The 22493-nt window shown below is 52.5% G+C and carries 15 protein-coding genes and 1 tRNA gene; 6 read left to right on the top strand and 10 right to left on the bottom strand.

The window, feature by feature from the left end; genetic code table 11:
- Positions 1 to 74: 74 nt before the first annotated feature.
- Entirely contained in the window at positions 75 to 1556 is a 1482-nt protein-coding gene (locus DZC79_RS16125) for an amino acid permease (RefSeq protein ID WP_118952669.1), read from the top strand.
- Positions 1557 to 1636: 80 nt separating this feature from the next.
- Here the strand turns inward: DZC79_RS16125 and DZC79_RS16120 are convergent, their stop codons facing one another.
- The 3 genes from DZC79_RS16120 to DZC79_RS16110 are packed head-to-tail and all read right to left on the bottom strand — an operon-like array spanning position 1637 to position 3982.
- Complete coding sequence (locus tag DZC79_RS16120; RefSeq protein ID WP_118952639.1) at positions 1637 to 2374, bottom strand: DNA-formamidopyrimidine glycosylase family protein; 738 nt, start codon at positions 2372 to 2374, stop codon at positions 1637 to 1639.
- Positions 2375 to 2395: 21 nt separating this feature from the next.
- Positions 2396 to 3157 (bottom strand): DUF72 domain-containing protein, encoded by a 762-nt coding sequence (locus DZC79_RS16115; protein ID WP_118952638.1) that lies wholly within the window; start codon positions 3155 to 3157, stop codon positions 2396 to 2398.
- Positions 3158 to 3214: 57 nt separating this feature from the next.
- Positions 3215 to 3982, bottom strand: a complete 768-nt coding sequence (locus DZC79_RS16110) for a UbiA family prenyltransferase (protein ID WP_118952637.1) — start codon at positions 3980 to 3982, stop codon at positions 3215 to 3217.
- A 149-nt stretch (positions 3983 to 4131) separates the two neighbouring features.
- Between DZC79_RS16110 and DZC79_RS16105 the strand changes: the two genes are divergently transcribed.
- The gene (locus DZC79_RS16105; protein ID WP_157977205.1) at positions 4132 to 4725 is read left to right on the top strand and encodes a GtrA family protein; all 594 of its coding nucleotides are present in this window, start codon (positions 4132 to 4134) and stop codon (positions 4723 to 4725) included.
- 12 nt (positions 4726 to 4737) lie between these two features.
- On the opposite strand, the gene DZC79_RS16100 is transcribed toward DZC79_RS16105, so the two are convergent.
- The 3 genes from DZC79_RS16100 to DZC79_RS16090 form a co-directional block, all read right to left on the bottom strand.
- Positions 4738 to 6168, bottom strand: a complete 1431-nt coding sequence (locus DZC79_RS16100) for a M56 family metallopeptidase (RefSeq protein WP_118952635.1) — start codon at positions 6166 to 6168, stop codon at positions 4738 to 4740.
- 191 nt (positions 6169 to 6359) lie between these two features.
- Positions 6360 to 6728 (bottom strand): BlaI/MecI/CopY family transcriptional regulator, encoded by a 369-nt coding sequence (locus DZC79_RS16095; protein WP_118952634.1) that lies wholly within the window; start codon positions 6726 to 6728, stop codon positions 6360 to 6362.
- 158 nt (positions 6729 to 6886) lie between these two features.
- Complete coding sequence (locus DZC79_RS16090) at positions 6887 to 7507, bottom strand: hypothetical protein (RefSeq protein ID WP_157977204.1); 621 nt, start codon at positions 7505 to 7507, stop codon at positions 6887 to 6889.
- 170 nt (positions 7508 to 7677) lie between these two features.
- Between DZC79_RS16090 and DZC79_RS16085 the strand changes: the two genes are divergently transcribed.
- A tRNA-Arg gene (locus DZC79_RS16085) sits at positions 7678 to 7752 on the top strand.
- A gap of 539 nt (positions 7753 to 8291) precedes the next feature.
- On the opposite strand, the gene DZC79_RS21330 is transcribed toward DZC79_RS16085, so the two are convergent.
- A complete protein-coding gene (locus DZC79_RS21330) occupies positions 8292 to 8588 on the bottom strand; it encodes a hypothetical protein (RefSeq protein WP_157977203.1) in 297 nt (98 codons plus the stop codon).
- A 701-nt stretch (positions 8589 to 9289) separates the two neighbouring features.
- Between DZC79_RS21330 and DZC79_RS21325 the strand changes: the two genes are divergently transcribed.
- The 3 genes from DZC79_RS21325 to DZC79_RS16075 all read left to right on the top strand — a co-directional run bounded on the left by DZC79_RS21325 (position 9290) and on the right by DZC79_RS16075 (position 17669).
- Positions 9290 to 9514 (top strand): hypothetical protein, encoded by a 225-nt coding sequence (locus DZC79_RS21325; RefSeq protein ID WP_157977202.1) that lies wholly within the window; start codon positions 9290 to 9292, stop codon positions 9512 to 9514.
- Between the two features lie 60 nt (positions 9515 to 9574).
- Positions 9575 to 14701 (top strand): PKD domain-containing protein, encoded by a 5127-nt coding sequence (locus tag DZC79_RS16080; protein WP_118952632.1) that lies wholly within the window; start codon positions 9575 to 9577, stop codon positions 14699 to 14701.
- Positions 14702 to 14783: 82 nt separating this feature from the next.
- A complete protein-coding gene (locus DZC79_RS16075; RefSeq protein ID WP_118952631.1) occupies positions 14784 to 17669 on the top strand; it encodes a PKD domain-containing protein in 2886 nt (961 codons plus the stop codon).
- A gap of 752 nt (positions 17670 to 18421) precedes the next feature.
- On the opposite strand, the gene DZC79_RS16065 is transcribed toward DZC79_RS16075, so the two are convergent.
- From DZC79_RS16065 to DZC79_RS16055, 3 genes are all read right to left on the bottom strand, one after another.
- Positions 18422 to 18922 (bottom strand): DinB family protein, encoded by a 501-nt coding sequence (locus tag DZC79_RS16065; protein WP_118952629.1) that lies wholly within the window; start codon positions 18920 to 18922, stop codon positions 18422 to 18424.
- A 59-nt stretch (positions 18923 to 18981) separates the two neighbouring features.
- The gene (gene dinB, locus DZC79_RS16060; protein ID WP_118952628.1) at positions 18982 to 20082 is read right to left on the bottom strand and encodes a DNA polymerase IV; all 1101 of its coding nucleotides are present in this window, start codon (positions 20080 to 20082) and stop codon (positions 18982 to 18984) included.
- A gap of 69 nt (positions 20083 to 20151) precedes the next feature.
- Positions 20152 to 22491, bottom strand: coding sequence for an FdhF/YdeP family oxidoreductase (locus DZC79_RS16055; protein WP_118952627.1), 2340 nt, complete (start codon positions 22489 to 22491; stop codon positions 20152 to 20154).
- Positions 22492 to 22493 lie beyond the last annotated feature (2 nt).

Raw genomic sequence — 22493 nt, 5'->3', positions numbered from 1 at the left:
GGATGCCTACAATTGTGTTTTTTGACAATTTTACATTAGGTTTGAAGCTTAAATCTGCAATTAAACAATACCAGATGGGTCTATTTACAAGAAAACCACTTGATCTTTTGCTCGCGGAAGCGGCAGACAACGAAAAAGGGCTGAAACGTACCCTCAGCGGCGGCGCATTGATCGCCCTGGGCATCGGCGCCATTATAGGCGCCGGCTTGTTTGTCCAGACTGCTGCTGCTGCTGCGCAGAGTGCAGGTCCTTCCGTTACGATCGGGTTTATCCTGGCCGCCATAGGCTGTGCTTTGGCCGGTTTGTGCTATGCCGAGCTGTCTTCGTCCATCCCCATCTCCGGCAGCGCTTATACCTATACCTATGCCACACAGGGCGAGCTGCTGGCCTGGATCATCGGCTGGGACCTCGTGCTGGAATATGCCGTTGGCGCCGCCACGGTAGGCATAGCCTGGAGCGAGTACCTCAACAACCTGCTGGTCGAAGTGCTCCATATGAAGCCTATTGCGTATCAGTGGTGCCACAGCCCCTTCCAGGTCTCCCCGGATGGCGTACGCGGCATTATGAACATACCTGCGCTGGGCATTGTGACGCTGATCAGCCTGCTGCTGATTAAAGGCGTGCACGAATCGGCCCTGGTCAATAACCTCATCGTGATCGTCAAAGTAACCATCGTAGTGCTCATCATTGTGCTGGGCTGGGGTTATATCAATTCCTCCTATCACGTACCTTATATCCCGCCGCCATCCAAATATGTGGACCACGAAGGTGTGAGCCATAACTTCGGTGGCATCCTGGGTATCCTCGGTGCTGCCGGAACGGTGTTCTTTGCCTTTATCGGCTTCGATGCTGTAAGCACAGCCGCCCAGGAGACGAAAAATCCCAAGAAGGCCATGCCCGTAGGCATTATGGGGTCGCTGCTGGTGTGTACGGTATTGTATATCCTGTTTGCCCATGTGCTGACCGGCCTCGTACCGCTGGAGTTCTTCCGCGATCCCAACAAAGGAGGAGAAGCTTCTGTAGTCGCTGCTATCCGCGCCGGGATGCCCGCCGGCTACAGCTGGCTGAGCAAATCGGTTACCGTAGCCATCCTGGCCGGCTTCTCTTCCGTGATCCTGGTAATGTTGCTGGGACAAAGCCGTGTTTTCTACTCGATGAGCAGGGACGGTCTGCTTCCTGCCGTATTCTCAAAAGTGCATCCTAAATTCAAAACCCCTTACCTGGGCAACCTGGTGATCCTGATCCTGGTGGGTGCTTTTGCCGCCTTTATCCCCGGTAGTGTTGTCGGCCACATGACCAGCATCGGTACCCTCTTCGCCTTTATCCTGGTATGCGCCGCCGTGATCATCCTGCGCAAGAGCGCGCCCGACCTGCCCCGGCAATTCCGTACACCCCTGGTGCCCCTGGTGCCCATATTGGGCATTATTGCCTGTGCCCTCATGATCTTCGGCCTGGGTTGGGAAAACTGGCTGCGCCTGATCGTATGGCTGCTGCTCGGCTTTATTATCTACTTTGGATACAGCCGGCGCAGGAGCAAGCTGAATAACCTGAAATGATCTTCTATCTTTTAATGCGATAAAAGAGCTGTTCTATCACGGACAGCTCTTTTGCTTATGAGGCAAAAGCAACATGATCGTCAATGGTAATTCACCTGGCAGCCGGTACAGAAATAGCTGACCCGGTTTGTCTTTCCCAGGTATTCCTTATGAAAAGGGATATGGCATCGGGGACATATTTTTTGCCGGTGCGCTTTCCAGTGCTGCTTCAGCACAAATTGCTTCTTCCATTCCAGGAACTGGAAACCGTACTTCCGCGCCTCCCTTACGATGGCCTTTACTTTAGCCTCCGGCAGCTTACCGATCCGGCTCAGGGGATGCACCCTTATCCGGAACAACACTTCATTCTTGAATATATTGCCGCTCCCCGCAAAAATGTCCTGGTCCAGCAAAGCATCGCAGGCCAGCATTTCCGGCGCCGCCTGCAGCTTCTTTAATGCCCGGCCCGGCGACCAATGCTCCGACATCACATCTACCGACCAATCGTATACTTCGTCCACCGGCTTTTCGACCAGCTGCACTGAGCAGGCATAAAAGTTCAGCTCGTCTTTAGCAAACTGCAGCCGCAGCCGCTCCGGTACACCCTTGCGTTCATTGATCCGGTAGGTACCGAAGAGCAGGAAATGGATGCGTAGAAAAAAAGCGTCGAAGCAGATAAGGAAATGCTTGCCCCAGGAACGGAAAGCTGTCACTTTCTGTCCCTCCAGCCTATCGATCCCGATCTTGCTGTTGCCTTCAGCATGGACGATCTTCTTACCCTCCAGGTGCAGGGCCTGTACAGCTTCTTTCAGAATAACTATTGATGGTCCCTCCGGCATAACGATTGTATTGTTTTAGATTCAGGTCAGTTTCAGCAATTGTTTCAGCCGGTCTGCATTTTCCAGCGCATGGTGATGCATATCGTTATTAAAGAATACCCATACCTCCTGTCCCTGTGCCTGCCATTGCTCTATTTTACGGGCATAGGCCGCAAGCGCTTTTTCGTCGTAGCCGGAATCGTACAGCTTACCCGGTCCATGCAAGCGGAGGTAAATATCCTTTGCGGTAATCGTCTCCGTGTATGGAAATCCCCGGGCCTGTGCAAAGACCAGGATGATACCATAATGCTCCATTAAAGCAAAGCTCTCCCGCTCCAGCCAGCTGGTATGCCGCACTTCCATAGCAAAACGGTAATCTTTATAATCCCGCTGCAGCGCTTCATAGAAAGGATGCACCACACCAGCGTCAAAAGGAAGATTAGCCGGCAGCTGGATCAATACCGGCCCCATAAATGCTTTCATGGGAGCAAACAGGTCAAAAAACCGCGCAAGCGGTTCGCCGGGTTCAGTAAGCTTCTTCATATGGGAAAGAAAGCGGCTCATTTTGACACAAAACCGGAAGCCTTCGGGAACCTGCGCTATCCAGTTCAGCACAGTTGTTTCCAGCGGCAGGTGATAGAAGCTGCTGTTGATCTCAACGGTGTCGTAATGCTCCGTATAATAAGCGAGATATTGTTTGGCCGGCAGCGTAATGGGATAGAAGCCCCCTTTCCAGTGCTTGTAGCTCCAGCCCGAAGTACCGATGTGGATTGTTCCCTGCGCTGTCCCGTGCTTGTCTGCCATACCTGCTGAAAACAGATTTACGGCTTAAAGGTTTCTTATAATTTGCCGGAAGAACGTTCAGGCCAGGAGAATGAATGCCGCATACAGGAACATCATGCCATCGACGCAGAGCAGGTAGAACACATCGGTGTTCACCTTCCGCGACAGCAGGAGCATCGCTTTGGTGCATAAGGTGATCACAAAACCACCTACCAGCCTTGAAACAATAGGATAACGGAGGTACTGCCATACAGCCAGCGCGCAGAAGACGACCAGGCAGGCATCCATAAGGCGGAAGCTGGCCTGCAGGCCTATCGCGTTGGGCAAGGTATAAATGCTGTTCTCACGGTCGGTTTCCATATCGCGGATGTCGAAGGCAATACAGAGCGGCAGCATCAGCACGAAGCGCAGGAGGAATTCCACCTCGTAGGCCCGGAAGCTCTTGCCGTAGTCAAACATAGGCATCAGCACCGTAACACAGGTCCATACCAGCGACAGCAGGATCAGCTTCAGTATACCCCAGTCCTTCAACCTTTTTTTTTGCGGGAAAGGCAATACGGGCAAAGAATAGCCGAGCGAAAGCAGCCCGAGTCCAACGCTAACGGCGATAACTTTAAGTGGCAGGAAGAAAAGACAAAACAAAGAAAGCAACCCTCCGGCCAGGATCAGCAGCGGGTGCACCCAGCGATGCTTTGCCGACCAATCGGCCCGGTCGGAAACACCGGGTGGGATCTTCTTGATATAGTAGTGGATATTATAGATGCTCAGCGTATTGGCCGCCACAAATCCATGGAGCGCAGAGCAAAGCGAAGGCGCATAACCGGTAAGCAGCTTTTCGGTAGCCATGCATAAGCCCACTGCACAGCATGCAGCAAAAAGACTGGTGTACAATATCCACTTTAGTACCGGCAAAGGGAGGCGGCCATTTGTTTAACCCTGGTTAATCGCAGGCAGGCCGGTCAAAAATATCGCATTTTTCTTACTTTTGCCGACCTGTGAAAAATTATAAAGACAGCCGGGTGCTTCATTTTATAAGGAATACGATCCTTAAGGTGATCGATTTCTTCCACCCTCCGTTCCGCCGCTGGATACCCATCCAGACCTTCCGCTACCTTGCCTGCGGCGGCGGCGTAACCGTGCTTGGTCTCTTGCTGTTTTTCATCAGCTACAATTACCTGATTCCACCTTATCTCCAGACCCGGATCGTCAATGGCAAAAGCGAGGAGGTATTACCGCTGGGCGACGGCCTTACAATGACGCGATATATCGCCGCTTATGTCGTTTCCTTCGTGGTCGGTTTTCCCGTCGGCTTCTTCCTGTCGAAGTTTGTCGTTTTCCAGGAATCCCATCTTAAAGGAAGGGTGCAGCTGTTCCGCTATGCCACGCTGCAATTCCTCAATATCGTGCTCAACTATTACCTGCTGCACTTTTTTGCAGGATGGTGCGGCTTTTGGGCCACACCATCACAAACGCTGACCACGGCTATCCTTGCGGTATTCAGCTATTTTTTCCAAAGGCATATTTCGTTTCGCGCCAAGAAGGACCCCGAGATTATGGGCATCCCCGCCATTGAGGAAGAAGAAGCCTGATATCCGGCATCGCTACCGCTTTATGTTTTCAACCGGCATTATGGTAAGCGGCTTGAAATGGACATTAAACCCTCCTTCCAGGCGAACTTTAACTTCTTTATTGCCAACCTTTCCGGGTTGCCAGGCCGGACTCTCATCCATGATCTTTCCCAGTGTTCGGATATAACCGGCAATAAGCGGCTGCGTGCTTCCATTCTCAAAAGCTGCGTTATCGGTTACACACTGTATATCATAATAGCGGATCTTTCCTTTTTCGTCGATCACAATATTGTGTACAGCAATGGTGAAAAAGCTATCAGGAATATTGGGAAATTGACGATGGAACAAATCATTTGCATAGTCGTAAATCTCTTTTCCATTTTTATTAAAATGTGCCTTTACAACCGCCGGATCATCATTGCTGTATACGCTATCCTTATCCATCCGGCTGATCCCGCCTTCTCTTTCAAGACGCTTTACAATGATTTCGCCGGTTCTGGGATCCTCTATCATTACGCTGTCAACAGCATTAGGTGCCCAGTAAAAATCGTGTCCTCTGAAACGGGTCTTATCGCCTACCCTTACCCGCTCATCGCTTTCGGACGGACGGGCCGCCAGCAGCAGGCAGGCACAGATAGCGGGCAGCCAGAAGCTATACTTCCATATTTGTTTTTTTCTTGGTTGTGTTAACATAGTGATCCTGTTTTTTATTGGTGAAAAGTGAAAAGAATGCGCAATGGGGGGAACTCCTTTCATTAAAGTTTGCCGCAGCAAAAAATGGCCGTAATCATAACCGGCACTACCAGCGGTAATGCGATCGGCCTCATATTCATGAACGAGCTTCAGACAATGGCGGTAACGCCATACCAGGGGATGGAACCAGAAGACGACACAGAAAAGCTGTACCAGCAAGACATCCAGCCAATGCCGACGCCGGTTGTGCGCATCTTCATGCCGCAGCACAAAGAGCAATTCCTGCTGGCTGTACTGATCCGGATCGGCAATAAAGATCCAGCCCATGAAGGAGAACGGCGCATGCACGCTCCGGCTGCTGTGAAAGATGCGATAGCCTTTCACCTGCCTGAAGCTGCCGTAAATAGCCGTACGCAGGATATAGACGAGGCCGCGCAGGCTGACCACGGCCATCAGGAGCGCTCCGGTAAGATAAATCCAACCGGCCACCGCAGCCCAGCTCATACCGGCCATGCCGGTCCCCGGCACCGGTGTGGCCTTCTGAACAACAGGATCCGCAGACTGCAGCACATTGGCAGCAATATTGCCGGTGGCAGCCGCAGCCGATCCCGGCAATGTAATAGGGACCAGGGGCAAGAGCGCGCCGGCGAGTAAAGCCGACAGCAAATACAGCCGGTTGAGCGTGAACGCCGGGCGGCTGCGATAAAGCAATTCATAAAGCGCCAGCAGCAGGGCCCATGTGAAAGTAACCTGGATGAGATAGGTTGCCATAGTGTAGGAGGTGTTTGAAAGTTTTTAGAAGTGGTTTTTGCGATACTGTAGCCCTGAGATCCGGCGCCGTAGAATCAAGCACGCTCATACCGGCATCAGCCACATATACAGGCTGTACGGCATGCTCAGCAGGTAGCTCAGATGCGCTGTATTTTGAAGCCATTCCGGCTACGGCCTTTTTCTTGCAACCGTTACTTTTTAGATTTAAGCGCTTCCAGCTGCTTCATCAGCTGGCTCAGCTCTTTAAGGTTGATCTGGTTTTCTTCCACCAGGAAAGACACCAGCTGCCTGGGCGAACCGTCGAAATAGCTGCCGATCCATTGTTTCAGCCCCGTTTTGGTATAATCTTCTTTCGCGATCAGGGGAAAGTACTCATGGGTCTTGCCATAGGCCTTATGTCCTACAAATCCCTTCTTTTCGAGAATACGGACCACCGAAGACACCGTGCTGTGAGGGATATCGGGATCACCAAGAGCTTCGATAATATCCCGGACCAGGCAACGCTCTTTTTGCCAGATCACCTGCATTACCTGTTCCTCTGCTTTGGTAAGTGCTTGCATAACGCTTTCTTTAGTTTATTGACGTAAAAATACGTTATAAAACGAATAAAAACGTCAAAGGGCAACTTTTTTCAAAAAATTTTACCCTTTGACGTTATAATTGTTACAGTAGGATGAAGATGCTGAGCGTTGAACCGCTAAGCCTTGCCCCTTAAGGCTTAGCGTGTAGTAGACCGGTTAAAAACGTAAAAGCCCTCCAGGCCCGATTTAACCAGCCGGCGCCGCAATGCAGCAGGCTGCCAGCCAGGGCTCGCATCGATAATGCCTCTGATGGCCGCCGCGTAGCGCTGGTAAGGAGAATCGCCCTGGCTGATATCATAGGTGTTCTGTCCGGTATTGCATTTGATCTCGTAATACCTGACTTTTCCCCGCTCATCGATCACGAGGTTGTCAATATAGATATTGTGCAGGTCATCGGGGAGCTGTCCGAACCGCGCGCTGAACTGCGCGGCAACATAAGCATAGAAGGCATCAGCATCCTTACCGCCGAAGCCTGCCGGCTGAAGCGTCTCATCGTTATTGCGATAAACTTTATCGTCGTCCATCGCATCGATTCTCGGTAGCCCGACCATTATTACATTTACCATCTCCCCGGTAACCGGATCTTCTACGATATCCGTGTCCCGGCTTTCTGGTGTCCATGAAAAAGTATGTCCTCTGAAAAGGGTTTTATCTCCTGTTTTTATCCGGTCGGATTCTTCAGCAGGTTTGGCCGCCAGCAGGGCGACACTAAGCAATGAGATGCCGGCAATACCCATTATGCTTCGCCTTATTTTCATAGGTGATCGGTTGTTTTAAAAAATACCGCAGCTTTGAAGTTAAGAAGAAACAAATAGTTCCGGAGACACCCTTCCAGCACTTTCATCAGTCCGGATAAAAAATATGGACGGTATAAAATTTTTGCTGGTGATATAAATACGAAACCTTACCTTTGCGGACTTCCGGTACCGGCCTCGTAGTACAATGGATAGTATAAGAGTTTCCGAAGCTCCAGATTCAGGTTCGATTCCTGACGAGGCCACCAGCAATTTTCCTTAAAGCCGCATCTGCGGCTTTTTTCTTTTTACAAACCGGTGAATGGCTTCTACAGGTCTGACAGCAACAGCACCGCGTGAATGCACAGCGGTATCGCGGATCAATCGGAAAATCTGGGGATTACAGAAGGCGTACGAAAGGTTATTCAATCAAATAAGATAGCGCGCTCCGGCCCAGACTGCATATACTCAAAACTTCTTAGTCCCAAAGGATCGGAAAAAGGTTTGCAGATGATCTTATAGTTATTCGCGTTATAGGGCTCCTACGGAGCCAAATGTTTGCAGCGCCATGAAAAAACATAAATTGCTCCGTAGGAGCAAAACCAGGATTGCTAAGCAAAATATGCATCCAGCCGCCGTTCAGGCCGCTGCGCGTCCCGACCGGCCCGGCCGTGCAGCTGCGGTACTTGCTTACCCTTAAGTAGTGAAGCGTTCCATCCCATTACAAAAAGAGACGATCTCGTGTAAACAACAATGCCCCCAATAAGCATCTGCTTATCGGAGGCAATGCAAGATAAATTACGACTGATTATATCGTACAAATTTGCGGATAAGAAGCGCAACCTCTGATCGTTGTCGGCGTGGGGCACAGCTGGACCGAGCAATACCGCTGCCAGGTAGGCTGACAGGTTTGAGTGAAAGGACAATCGGCTGTTTGCACAGGGCAGTCGTTTGTCGGGCACAGCTGGGCGGTGGGACACTGCAGGGTTTCGATGCAGAGATCATTGCCGGTACCACCAAGAATGGCGCTACCTTTTTCACTGTCCAATGCTACAATTTTCATTTTCTTGAGAGACAACTTGGTACTTAAAACTTTCTTTTTCATTCGGTTTTGGTTTTTAATGTGAGGTCTAAAGATCAGGATCAGCGCTGCAGGAAATATGCAGTGAAAGACAGTATAAAAACCAAAAGCCTATTTACGGTGACATTCAAAAACGATTGTTATCCGCATAGCAAACCAATACGGCAATCCGGACCAGGCAATACCCAGTTACAAAGCCGGTTCAGATCCAGGTGATATTTGCCCTTTTTCTCAGCATTCGCAAAAATGTTAAAAGTCTGGCTCTCTCTTAACGGTAGTTTACCATGCCCTTTGCTTATAATAAACAGGGCCTTTAAGTTCTCCTAACAATTCCGTGTTACCAGATTGCTTGCATTATATCTCGACTTCATGCTTTAGTCTGCTCGCGACAATAACCTTAATTCGCTATCAGACATCATTTCAACATATAAGAGATCGTTATAGAGCATGTTTCATGTAGTTGAAAATTGCATAATATTCAAAGGCAAAAGCCTGAAAAAAATCAAGTTTAATATCTGTATTGAATGCAATTATTGATTTATATTTTTACAGTTCAATAAGGTTTACTTAACAAAACCCATTGACACCTGCTTATCGGATAAAAATATCCGGCTATATCATTTTTATTGATTTCCATCAGTAAATGATCATTAACCTAATCCTATACTTGCCGCTGTGCCTTCCGGTAAGCCAGCAAAGCAGCAAGAACACCAAAAACCAGGCTCATGTATCAGCATGCCTTGCATACTATACAGGCGATCACCATTTTACAGCTTTTCTGCTCCAGTTGTAAAATCCTCTTCTACCGCTACCGGTGGCGCCGGGCCTTTCATATCTCCAATGCAGCTTGCTCCACCCCGCCCTGCTGCCTGCTCAACCGCAACAACCGTCAGCAGCAAGGGATCAGGATCAATATTCCCGCACCCTCGCTCAGCAGCCATCCTCCCTGACGCGGGCGTGCCTGAAAAAACCAAACAGAAAATAACATTTTCACCAAAACATAAAACCTCATGAGAAAAATTATCTTATTCACCAGGCATGTGCTCCTCCTTTGCCTTCTTACGGCATTGGGGCATACCACCCGGGGACAAGTGGTCACGGGGCCGGACACGGTGTGCGTAGGTGTGCCGTCGGTATTCACCGCAACACCCAGTGTAACGGGTGCCTATACCTGGCTGGCTAATCCTGCCGTAACGCCGACGTCTACCACCAGTACGGCAACGATCACTTTCAATGCCCCTACCACCACAGGCAACGTTACCGTCCTGTTTCCCGGTTTCAGTCCGCCACCAGGCTATGCCACCAAAACTGTTGTTGTTATTCCGGCTCCCGACCTGGCCATTACCTCCAATTTCGAGGTAGGCTGCCAGAGTCTTGCGATCGACTCGGTACGCAAAGAGGAGCAGGGAGGCAATAACCAGGACATGGAACCCGATGGTCCCTGTATTAAAGTTTGTGAATTCAGCATTGTACGTTATTATGCCACCGGCGTTACCGGCGGTTCCTTCACCTGGAACGTGGTAGGCGCGACCGTGCTCAACAACTGGGGCGACAGCATCGAAGTGCAGTGGGGAGCGCCCGGAACTTCCGGCTCCATATCGCTGCATGCTGTAACGCCTTGCGCCGATTACGACAAGGAATTGTGTGTACAGGTAACGGCCAAGCCCAAAGCAGCTTTTGCCGTAATGCCCGATCCCAACCCTGCACATGATTTCCAGGCCTGCGTCAATAACCTGATCCAATTCCAGGACCTGTCTGTGGGCACACCGCAATCGCCCATCGTCAGCTGGTACTGGGATTTTGGCGACGGCAATACCTCGGCCCAGCAAAACCCAAGCCATGCCTACAACACCGCGGGTACTTACCTCATTACACTTACGGTTAAAAATGCCTGTAACTGTACCGATGTTTACCAGGTTAAAGTGGACGTTAGCCCGCTGCAGGGTCCCGACATCATCTGTCCCTCGGTGGTGTGCGAAAAGCAAAAAGCAATTTATAAGACCAGTGTTTCCTGCGGCAACTATCAATGGCAGGTAACCGGCGGCAGCATCGTTAACGGCGGCGGCCCCGGCGATCCTTTTGTTGAAGTGGTCTGGGGCGGCGTTGACTTTGGCTATGTAAGCCTTACGACTCCCGGCTGTGGCGCTGTCTGTCCCGGCACAACCACCATTAAAGTGCCGATTGTTAGCCTTAACGCCCAGATCAACGGCCCGCTGGTCATTTGTACCAATAAAGAGTATGAATACACATTGCCACTGTGGCCCGGCACCCGTTGGAACTGGGGTGTGATCAACGAGCCCGGCGCTGTGCAGGGTATCCGTACCGACTACAGGGTTGTGGTAAAATTCACCAACCCCGGCAGCTATACCATCCATGGTACTTATCAGAACGGAGTAACCCTCTGTGGCGGCGATGCCCAGCTGAAGGTAACTGTAGTTGATCCTTCCGTGATCTTAGGCGACGACTTTGCCTGCCAGGGTGAGAGCAAGAATTATACGCTCAATACCGGCGACTTTGCCACCTGGATACTGGACGGCCCCGCGCCGCAATCCGGCAGCGGTACCAACTTCTCGGCCTCCTTCCCGCTTCCCGGTACTTATGTGCTGAACGCTATCGGCAACTTCTGCTCCGATCCGATTACGATCAAAGTACAGAAACTGCCCGGCATCGTAAATACCATGACCGGCGAAGACACGGTGTGTCTCAATGTCCCCTACACGTATAAGGCTACAGCCAACGATCCCAACTCGGTATTTACCTGGCAGGCGGTCGGCGGTACCGTAACCCCCGGCAACGGTGACGAGGTAACTGTGGTATGGACCTCCGGCGGCTTCAAGCAGCTGAACGTATGGCGCGAGCAGATCGAAGACCCTCATTGTGCCGGCCCGGTTAAATCCATGACCATTACCCAGGATCCGTTCAACCCAACCATTTCCGGTCCTGCCACAGGCTGCGGCAACGGTTATAGCAATTACACAACCGCTTATACCAGCGGCGACACCTATTACTGGAGTGTAACACCTGTAGGCGCAGGAAGCGTTACGGGCCCTGTTTACGGACAGAGCGCAACCGTTCTCTGGAAAAATGTAGGCGCGCCTACCGCAGCGACGGTTTCTCTTGTCGTAACCAAATGTGGAAAGACCGATACGACTACTTACAACGTAACTGTCAATCCTTCACCGCTGCCTGTACTGACCTCACCGGTCAATGCCTGTCCCGGTTTCGTAACCTTGTCCGCTACACCTGGTGCGGCCAACTATACCTGGAACATCCCCGGCGTATTCTCCGGCCTGACCACTTCCAACACGATCACGGTTCCGTTCCCCTATAATAATGGTTCCACCCCTGTGGTGTATACCATTTCGGTAACGGCTTCAGGAACCGCTTCAATGGTTGCCTGCCCGCCCCAGGGTACTGTAGCGACCACGATCAATATACTGCCTGGCCCTGTAGCCTATGCCAGCTCACCCGGCCCGCTGGCCCTGTGCCCCGGTGCGGTGACCCAGCTCATTGGTACCTATACCAATAATGCCGCCCCGCCGCTGACCTTCAGGTGGCTCCGCAACGGTAGCCCTTATACGGTACCGACTACGGCCAGCCCCGATACGGCTACCTCGATCGGCGGCTCTTTCGTATTCATCGCCACGGCTGCCAATGGCTGTACCGATACTTCTGATGCGGTGAACATCACAACGCTGAGCAGCTGCGGCTCCGGCGGCGGACCTGGCGGTCCCGGCTGTACGCCTCCTGCCAATGCCGCTACCCTGAGCGCAACGGTTAACTGTAATGTAGTGACCCTGACACCCAGCGCGAATCCCGGCGCTACCCAGTCCTGGTCTTATTCCACCCTGCCCACATCAGGTATCAATACCACCACTGTAGGCTATACCACTCCTGGTATTTATACGATCACGTACACTGAAAGCTGGGGCGGAACGACTTGCGCTTCCAGGGCCTCCGTACAGGTGAAGATTGGCGCCAAAGCCGACTTCTACCATAAGATCGCCTGCGGACCGGGTAATACCTATAACGTGACGTTTGAAGACCGTACGGCCTATCTTACCGGCTTTGTGATCGGCCCCGTCAGCTGGAGCATTACCCCTGCCGGCAGCGCATCTCCGGCTACTGGTACCGGTAATACCTTTGTTTCCGCACTGCAGCAAGGCGTGACCTATACCATTACCGAAACAGTAGGGGTGACCAGTCCTCCTCCGGGCAGCACCACCACCTTCTGTACAGCGACCCGTACCATTACAATGCCGACCAAACCTACAGTGGGGATCAATATTACCAGCTTTGGCCCCAATAGCTGCGAGGGACTTCCGGTTTCTTTTGCACCAGTAGTGACACCGTCGTCTACAGTGGTTTCCAGCTACCTGTGGAATTTCAACTCAGGAGCGGGTTACGGTACCAGCACAGTACAGTTCCCGTCAACGGCCTTCCCTCCTGCAGGTCCGGTGCCGATATCCCTGACCATTACCGATGCTTACGGCTGTACTGCAACAGGCAATACCGGGGTGAATATTTTCGCCAACAACCTGAGTGGGTTTGTAACAGGCGGCGATACTGTATGCTCCGGCACACCCGTACCGCTTAGTTATGTCAGCAACACAGGAACTCCTGTTGCACCATACTTCTGGAACTGGGATAACAATTCAGTGCCATCTGCAACCCCTACATTCAGTGCGACACAATCCGGTGCATATTGGGTGCAGGTGTTCGATGTGCATAAGTGCCGCCTGAACACAGGTACCGATAACGTCATGATCATCAAGAGCCCTGTTGCTACGATACGCGGCGATGTGGATTATTGCGACGGCGATGCTGTAGAGCTGAACGGCTTCGTAGGCGCAGGCACTACTTATGAATGGCGCCGCAATGGCGGTTCGGTGATCAGCACCGCAGCTACCCTCAGCGATGCCGGCCTCAGCCCGGGTACTTACACTTACCAGCTGAAGGTAACCAATACTGATCCGATCAGTGGTGTCAGCTGCAGCGACAATGCATCTATCTCGGTGACCATCAACCCGCTGCCCGGACCTCCGTCTATCAGCGGCCCGGTAATCGTCAACTGCGCTACCAACGAGATGACCCTGACCGCCAGCCATGGCAGCCCGGGCACCTTTACCTGGAGCAACGGCACCAACGGAGCAGTGAACACCATTTACCAGGGCGGACCTTACCGCGTATGGTATACCAACAGCGTGGGCTGCCGCAGCCACAGGGACATCTATGTACCCCAGGCTCCGGAGAAGTATTTCGAATACTTCCCCTCAGGCTGCTATTCAATGTGTAAGGCGCAGGTTGCCGACCTCTATCTCTATGGCCCTCCGGGTATCGCGTTCCAGCAATGGGAGTGGCTTAGGAACGGCGGCGTGGACATGAACGGCTTCAACAGCACCGTGCTGCCTTACAAAGTACCCAGCTTCGGCCAGTACCAGGAAATGCTGGACAACGGCATGTGCGCCGATAAATCCGGCATTATGGATATCAGCGATGCTCAGTGTATGGATTGTGAAGGTGCAATAAGGGAAGTAAGGCTCAAGTGCGATCCCAGCATCCCAGGCAGGTATTTCCTCGATATCTCCATCTTCAACAACTACGGCCTGCCTGGCACTTTCTACCTGGGCAGCGACTATGGACCTGTTCTGCCGTCTGTCGGCGGTGTTGGACCTTTCAGCAGCGTTTCGCTTAACATAGCGTTCAACAGTCTTTCGATCCCGCCTCCGGCGACGATCAAGATCCAGCTGTTGTTTATGTACGACGACGGACGGAAATGCTACCGTTCTGTTGACGTAAAAGTACCGCAATGCAGCTGGGATCCCCAGCGTCCTGCAGGTGAAGCAGAAACCGGCGACGACAGCCAGCGCTTCACTGTTCTGGATGCTATGGAGCTCTATCCCAACCCTGCCGGCCAGCAAGCCACCGTATCTTACGACTATGGTGCTCACACCAAGGGCGAACGCTCGATCGTAGTGTACGACATTGCCGGACGCAAAGTAGCAGAGCATAAGGTAACTGAGTCCAGAGGTAAATGGATTATGGGAACCCACGAATGGATATCGGGTATGTACCTGATCCGCATGGAGGCGGACGGAGAGACCCTGCACGTTCAACGATTGTCTGTAACCCACTAGTCTTAGTACCTAAAAAAATAACAAAACCGCTTGTCTAAGCGGTTTTGTTATTTTATTTTTATAGGACCAAACCAAACCCCGAATGGCAAAAAAGCTACACTTTTCAATAAAGGCATGTTTCCTATGCCTGTCTTTGTTCGTACCCCGAACGTTTTCCACGCACGCGCAGCAAGGTAAATGGGTATCGGGAGGAGGCACTGCGCTTACCGCTCCATCAGGCTATACAGCTAGAGAATTGCCAAAGGAAGTAGCTACAGATGCAAACGGCAATGTCTACATGCTCACCGAATTGATGGGATACGGCAGCATCACGATCGACAGCATTACCTTTCCTATCCAAACCGGTCTCGCACAGCAGTTCCGGGCCAAAACAGCCTTGCTCAGCTATAATTGCGAAGGGCGTATCCGTTGGGGAAAAATACTGGAGGGCACCAACGATATCCGGTTTGCGGGGCTAACCTGCAAAGACGGTAATGTTTATATTTCCGGCTCATCGCCCGGCGGAGGCACCACCAATATCCGTTATTTTGGTCCCGACAGCACCATGAGCTCCAGCTTCTACAGCTCCTGGCTCATTAAGTACGACACTTCCGGCCATTACCAATGGATGCGGACCCTGGGCGATAATTCCATCAATTCCGCCGCTGCATTGGGCAATGACTACAGCAAGCTGCTGCTCCGCGATACATTGGTCCATTACATCAAGGTGGTCAGGGCCAGCGGTGTGCCGCTTATGCCTTCCGTTATCAGCCAGCGGGGTATTTACGATTTTGTCTATACGCCGCAGGGCAACTTGCTAAGCGCCACCAGACTTCCTATCAACGACTCGATGGTGATCATCAATATGGACAATCCCTGTTCCCTCCATGAGCCCAGCAATACCCTTTATGTTCCTATCGTAGACGAGTCGCAGACCGGTTCCTACGGTGTAGCCACTTTTGATGCATCAAGAAACCTGATTGCCCTGGATACCTTCACTACAACCGGTATGGCATACATAGGCCAAAAGGCCTGCGGCTTCCGGTACGGCAATGCGCAATATTATTTCGGGAGCTATTTCGGTGCCGACTGTACGTTCAAAGGTCAAAGCTTTATCAACCCCGGCGGCAGCCTCGGCCGGTTCGGCTTCCTGATGAAGATGGACCTTAGCAATAATCTTATCTGGAGAAAAGAGATCGACGGCATCGGCATTGCCGGCTCGGGCCCTACTACTATGTATGAAAACTTAAGCAATGGCAAACTGATCATTACCGGTTTTGCTAAAGATATTATCATCGGGAACGATTCAATGACGACACCCGGCGTTACCGGCAAGATCCCCATTGTGATCCTGGATACGATGGGCAATGTCCAGAAGATGGATTACATCCGCAACAATGATCCTGCAGGACAAGGAGGCGGAGAAAATGGCGTAGAAATTGCCTGCTTCAATGATAATATTTATATCGGCGGCGCTATGAAGGACAGCATCTGGCTGGGCAATTCGGGCTACAAGACCCATGGCGGCCCTACCGACTTTTTCCTCGCCAAGTATGGCTACAACTGCAATTGTACACCGCCGGTATCGGCATTTACCCATACGACGCCCAATGCCGCGGGCCTGGTGAACTTTACCTACACGGGCACACCCGGCGCCGACAGCGTACGCTGGAACTTCGGCGACGGCGGCACCAGCACTGCGCTTAACCCCAGCCATACCTTCAGCACAGGCAACCATAGCGTATGCCTTACCGTCTATAATGCCTGCGGCGGTACCCAAAGCTGTCAGCCCATTAATATCACCTGTCCCCAACCCACAGCAGCTTTTACCTATGCCATCGCCAACACTACGGTCAATACAACCTATACGGGCAGCACACCTGTAGACAGCGTCCGTTGGATCTTTGCACCGGGACAAACGGCTAGCGGCAATACTGCGTCGTATAACTATGGCACAGCCGGCTCCTACACCGTTTGCGCGATCGCCTATAAAGAATGCGGCAGGGACACAAGCTGCCAGGCTGTAGTGATCACCTGTCCGCAACCCAATGCCAGCTTCAGCTATACCATAACCAATACTACAGTGAATGTGACCTATACCGGCAGCACCCCAACAGACAGCATCCGCTGGGTCTTTGCACCGGGACAGACTGCTAGCGGCAATACCGCCAGCTACAATTACAATACAGCCGGAACCTACACCATCTGCGTAAGGGCATTCAGGGGCTGCGGCAGCGATACCACCTGCCAGCCGGTGACCATCAGCTGTCCCCAACCCAACGCTGCCTTTACGCACAGCGCCAGCAATACTACCGTCAATGTAAGCTACACCGGTAGCACACCAGTAGATAGTGTCCGCTGGATCTTTGCCCCAGGACAAACGGCTACCGGCAATACTGCCAGCTATAACTATAATACCGCCGGCACCTATACCATTTGCCTGATCGCCTATAAAGGTTGCGGCAGCGATACTGCATGCCAGCCGGTAACCCTCACCTGTCCCCCGCCTGAAGCCGATTTCAGCTATACTGCCAACGGGAAAGCGCTGCAGTTCACCTATACCGGTACCACGCCGGCAATTGCGATCAAATGGCGTTTCGGCGACGGCCAGTCGGCAACAGGAGCCACGGCAAGCCATACCTACAGTAACGCAGGCGACTACAGGATTTGTGTCGAGAGCAGCAATACCTGCGGCGTGGACAGCAACTGCCGGCAGGTTACCGTTCAAAATGGTGTAGGCATAGACAACATTACCAGCACAACGGATATCCTGCTTTATCCCAACCCGGCGCTGCAAACCGTTATTGTCGAACGGGCGCAGCCGGGTACCGAACTGGCGCTCTTCGACGTCACCGGCAAATGTTTGCAAAAAGTAATCATTACCCAAAACCCGCAAAAAGTCGACGTCAGCACACTCGCACAGGGCGTGTACACCTTCCGTGTGGTCAGCGGCCCGCAGCAAGGCTCCTGGCGCTTTGTGAAGCAATAACATGTTTTGAATTTTCATCAGAAGATCCCGCAGCGGTTTGCTGCGGGACTTTTTTGGTATAGGGCTGCGGAAAGGTTTGCCCTGTACATCCGGCAATTGAGCACGGTATCCTCCTTCTTTTTTGTTTTGCTCCTACGAGGTAAGAACGCGATTCCTTATTGCGTACAAACGTTTGGCTCACTCGAGCCTCACCCGGCAAGCCGGTCGGGGACGCGACAGCGGCCTGGATGACAGCTGTACTGTCCGTCCACGCTACAGCTCCGTAGGAGCCAAACGTTTGTAGCATCACCATGAACAAACATAAACTTGCTCCGTAGAAGCAAAATCAAGCAGTTAAGAAAAATCTGTAACCTGCCGCCGTTCAGGCATTGCCCGTCCCGACCAGCCTGACCGTGCAGGTGGGGTACAAGTACACCCATAAGAGTGAAGCGTTCCATCCTCTGGGCTCTGAACCGATGCCCCCGGATTTTCATCAGGACATACCCCAAAAAGGTAGCCCTCCTTGGAGGGAGGGCGAAACCAAAAACCAATAAACCAAACACACCAGAGGATGGTGTTATGAAAATTTAACCAAGATTATAAGAACAAAAAGCGTGCCAAAAACAGATTATCGTCCTTACCAGAAGGGATAGTCAAAATCAAGCTGCTAGTTATCAACAAAATAGAAACTAACAAAGAAAAAAAGCATGAAATCACGAATCCATGTAGCGATCCCGGCTGCAAGTTCTCCCCTGTCCTGGCAGACCAGGCTGTCAAGACTGGCGGTCCTCCCATACCGGCCCGTATAAGCCGGGAACCCTGTTGCCGGTCGACCTGAGGTAAACGATCATCTCGCCCCGGTGATGGTACAGGTGATTCATCAGGAAACCGCGGGCTACTGCTGCACGGGGCAGCTCAGGCATCAGCAGCTGACCTTCGCGTTCCATGCGCCAGGTCTCCATCATCGATTCCTCGCTCGCCGACTGCAATGCTTCCTGCGCTTTACTTACATTTTCTTCAAACTTAGCCACAATGGTGGCCATATTGCTGATATCGCCTTTGTCATAACGGTAATTGCCCATATCAAATACCTTTTGCTGCAGTGTAACCGGGTACCAGTTATAGATTTCGGCGATATGTGAGGCCAGCTGCGCCGTAGTCCAGCTGTGCTCAGCAGGCTTCCAGCCCAAAGCGCTGTCTGGAATGGCTTTCAGCAGGCGGCGGGTATTCTCTGCTTCGTGCAGGAACTCACCCAGTAGTGTTTTTACGATCATGTCTTTTTTGCCTAAAGATACTGGCTTTCGCCCAAGACTGAACGGGAACGGGGTCATCTTCAGAATAACGTCAACTGTTGGGTAGCGCCCGGCTTTTCCGGGCCGCTGCCCGGCGCTTCGAAATGAGACAGCGAGATGCCGAGCAGCCGTATTTTCCGGCCTTCCAGGTCGAGGCGCTGCAGCAGTGTCCTGGCTGCATCGAGGATGGTATCGTAATCGCTGACCGGCTGAGGATAAGATTGGTTGCGGGTCAGCTGTTTGAAATCGCCGAACTTTACTTTCAGCGTAATGGTGCGGCCTTTGAGCTCGTAGCGCTGCAGCCGCTGCACTACCCTGCCCGCGATCTTCTCCAGCTCCCGGTCAAGGTCTTCCGGCTGGTCCAGGTCCCGTTCAAAAGTATCTTCGGAAGCCACCGATTTGATCTCGCGGTGCGGCTGTACCGGCCGGTTGTCTATGCCCCGCACCATGCGGTAATAAAAGCCTCCGGATTTACCGAAATGCCGGATCAGCTCTTCTTCGGATAACCGTTTCAGATCGGCGCCGGTGAACAAACCCATACGCTTCATTTTTTCCGCCGTTACCCTGCCCACGCCAAAGAATTTTTCTACCGGCAGCTGCTCCATAAAAGCAACGACCCGGGAGGGACCGATAAACGTAAGCCCGTCGGGCTTGTTCATGTCCGATGCGATCTTTGCCACAAACTTATTGACCGATACGCCGGCAGAAGCGGTAAGCTGCAGTTCTTCCCTGATCGCTTTCCGGATAAGACCGGCAATCTCGAGCGCGGAACCGATGCCCTGCTTGTCGCTGGTCACATCAAGAAAAGCTTCATCGAGCGACAGCGGCTCAATGACGTCGGTATAACGGTGAAAGATGTCCCTGATCTGCCGGGAGACGGTTTTATAGACATCGAACCTGGGAACAACAAAAAGGACTTCGGGGCAAAGCTGCTGCGCCTTGCGGCTCGACATTGCCGAACGGATACCAAACTTGCGGGCCTCATAGCTGGCTGTAGCCACAACGCCTCTCCGGTCGGGCGCACCGCCGACCACGATAGGCCGGCCCCGGTATTCGGGATGGTCTCGCTGCTCTACGGAAGCATAGAAAGCATCCATGTCGATATGGATGATCTTCCTTAAAGTATGCTGGCTTTGGTCCATGGACAATATACGCACCCAAATGTAAGCAGAATGCCCGGGCCGGGCAGCATTAAACCGGGCGCGGCCGGACTATGCCTGGCTACCTGTGAAGGAAGCCGGCAGTTCCTCATGCTTACGCAAGGTAAGTATCACCATTTTGGAAGTAGGCGTATTGCTTTTGTCGGCAACGCTGTCTACAGGCACCAGTACATTGGCTTCGGGAAAATAGGTAGCGGTACATTTCCGGGGTATAGGATAAGGCACCACAATAAATTTATGGGCTACGCGCGTGCTGCCACCGTAGTGGTTGAACAGGTCGACCACATCGCCCTGCTGCAGACCGCGTTCGTTCATATCGGCCTGGTTCATGAGGATTATCCTGCGCTCGTTATAAATACCCCGGTAACGATCATTGAGCCCGTAGATGGTCGTATTGAACTGATCGTGGCTCCTGATGGTCATCATCATCAGCTCGTCATCGGCCAGCGCCATATGCTCCGGCTGGGCGATATTGAACTGCGCCTTGCCGCTGAAGGTATCGAAGCGGCCGTCGCGGTTGCAATTGGGAAGGTAGAAGCCGCCGTCCTCACGTGCCCTGCGGTTATAATCTTCAAAGCCGGGTATGGTCTTTTCGATATCGTCTCGGATATTGTCGTAATGCTGGGCATACTTTTCCCAGTTCACCTTACTGAAGCCACCCAGCACCGCGCGGGCCATGCGGCTTACGATCACCGGCTCGCTCAGCAGCCTGGGCGATACCGGTTTCAGCACACCTTTGGAAGCCTGCACCACACCCATGGAATTCTCGCAGGTCACAAACTGGTTTTCGCCATTGATCATGTCCTTATCGCTCCGCCCCAGGCAGGGCAGTATCAGCGCTTCCCCGCCGTGCACCAGGTGGCTCCGGTTCAGCTTGGTCGACACATGAACGGTAAGCCTGCAGCGGCGGAGGGCTTCCGCCGTATATACCGTGTCGGGGGTTGCGCTCAGGAAATTACCGCCCATGGCGATAAACACTTTCACCTTGCCCTCATGCATCGCCTTGATGCTCTCCACCACATCATAACCATGCTTCTGCGGCGGCGTAAAGCCGAACTGCCCGGCGATCGCCTGCAGGAAGCGCTCGGAAGGCTTTTCATAGATGCCCATGGTGCGGTCGCCCTGCACATTGCTGTGCCCACGCACCGGGCAGGTACCGGCGCCGGGCTTACCAATGCTGCCTTTAAGCAAGAGCAGGTTAACGACCTCCTTGATCGTATCCACCGCATTCCTGTGCTGGGTAAGGCCCATAGCCCAGCAGGCGATGATCTTCTTTTTATTGCGGAGCAGTGCAGCCGCTTCCCGCACCTCATCTTCCGCCACACCCGATGCCTGCACCAGCGCATGGAAATCGAGCTCAGCTATATGTTGGGCGTAGGCGGCATAACCTTCCGTATGCTTGTCTATGAAAGCGGGATCGAATACGGTACCGGGATGCCGCAGCTCTTCTTCAAACAAAAGCTGGCTGATCGCCTGCAGCAAAGCCATATCGCCATTGATACGCACCTGCAGGAAAAGATCGGTAAGCGCCGAATCTATTCCCAGCACGCCTTTCAGCTGCTGCGGATTGTTGAAGCGCATAAGGCCTGTCTCCGGCAGGGGATTGACTGAAATAATGGTGGCGCCGTTACGTTTGGCCTTTTGCAGCGCCGACAGCATACGCGGATGGTTGGTCCCGGGATTCTGGCCCAGGATCAGGATCACTTCCGCTTCATAAAAATCTTCCAGCTTTACCGAGCCTTTACCGATGCCCAGCGATTCGCCCAGCGCCACGCCGCTGCTCTCGTGGCACATATTGCTGCAATCGGGAAGGTTATTGGTACCGTATTCCCTTACAAACAGCTGGTACAGGAAAGCAGCCTCATTGCTGGTGCGACCCGAAGTATAGAAGGCCGCTTCGTCGGGCGAAGACAGGATATTGAGGTGCAAAGCGATCTTTTCAAAAGCCTCTTTCCAGGTGACAGGCTGGTAGTGGCTGCCCCCTTTGGGCAGGTACATGGGCTGCGCAATGCGTCCCTTGCCGCCGATCTCGTAATCGGAAAGCAGCGAAAGATCGGATACGGAATGTTCGGCAAAAAATGTCGGTGTCAGCTTTTTGGTTGTTGCTTCTTCTGCCACAGCCCTGGCGCCGTTCTCGCAATACTCGGCAATGCCGGAACGCTCATCGTCAGGATCGGGCCAGGCGCAGCTGGGACAGTCAAAGCCGCCTTTTTTATTGAGATGGGACAAGGCTTTGTTGCCCCGGAAGAGCCCGGCTTCGGAAAGCATCATTTTAAATGCAGACAGCACCGCCGGTACGCCGGCCGCCGTTTTTTTGATCCGGCCCAGCTTCAGGCCGGTGAATTCCTCCGGGTTTTCCGCATCGGGCAAGGCACTCAGCTCCTCTTCCATAG

Origin of the sequence: Taibaiella helva (assembly GCF_003545695.1) — a bacterium.
In the GTDB taxonomy this organism is placed as follows: Bacteria; Bacteroidota; Bacteroidia; order Chitinophagales; family Chitinophagaceae; genus Taibaiella; species Taibaiella helva.
The sequence above is the reverse complement of the archived record's forward strand: the minus strand, read 5'-3'. Positions and strand labels throughout refer to the sequence as shown.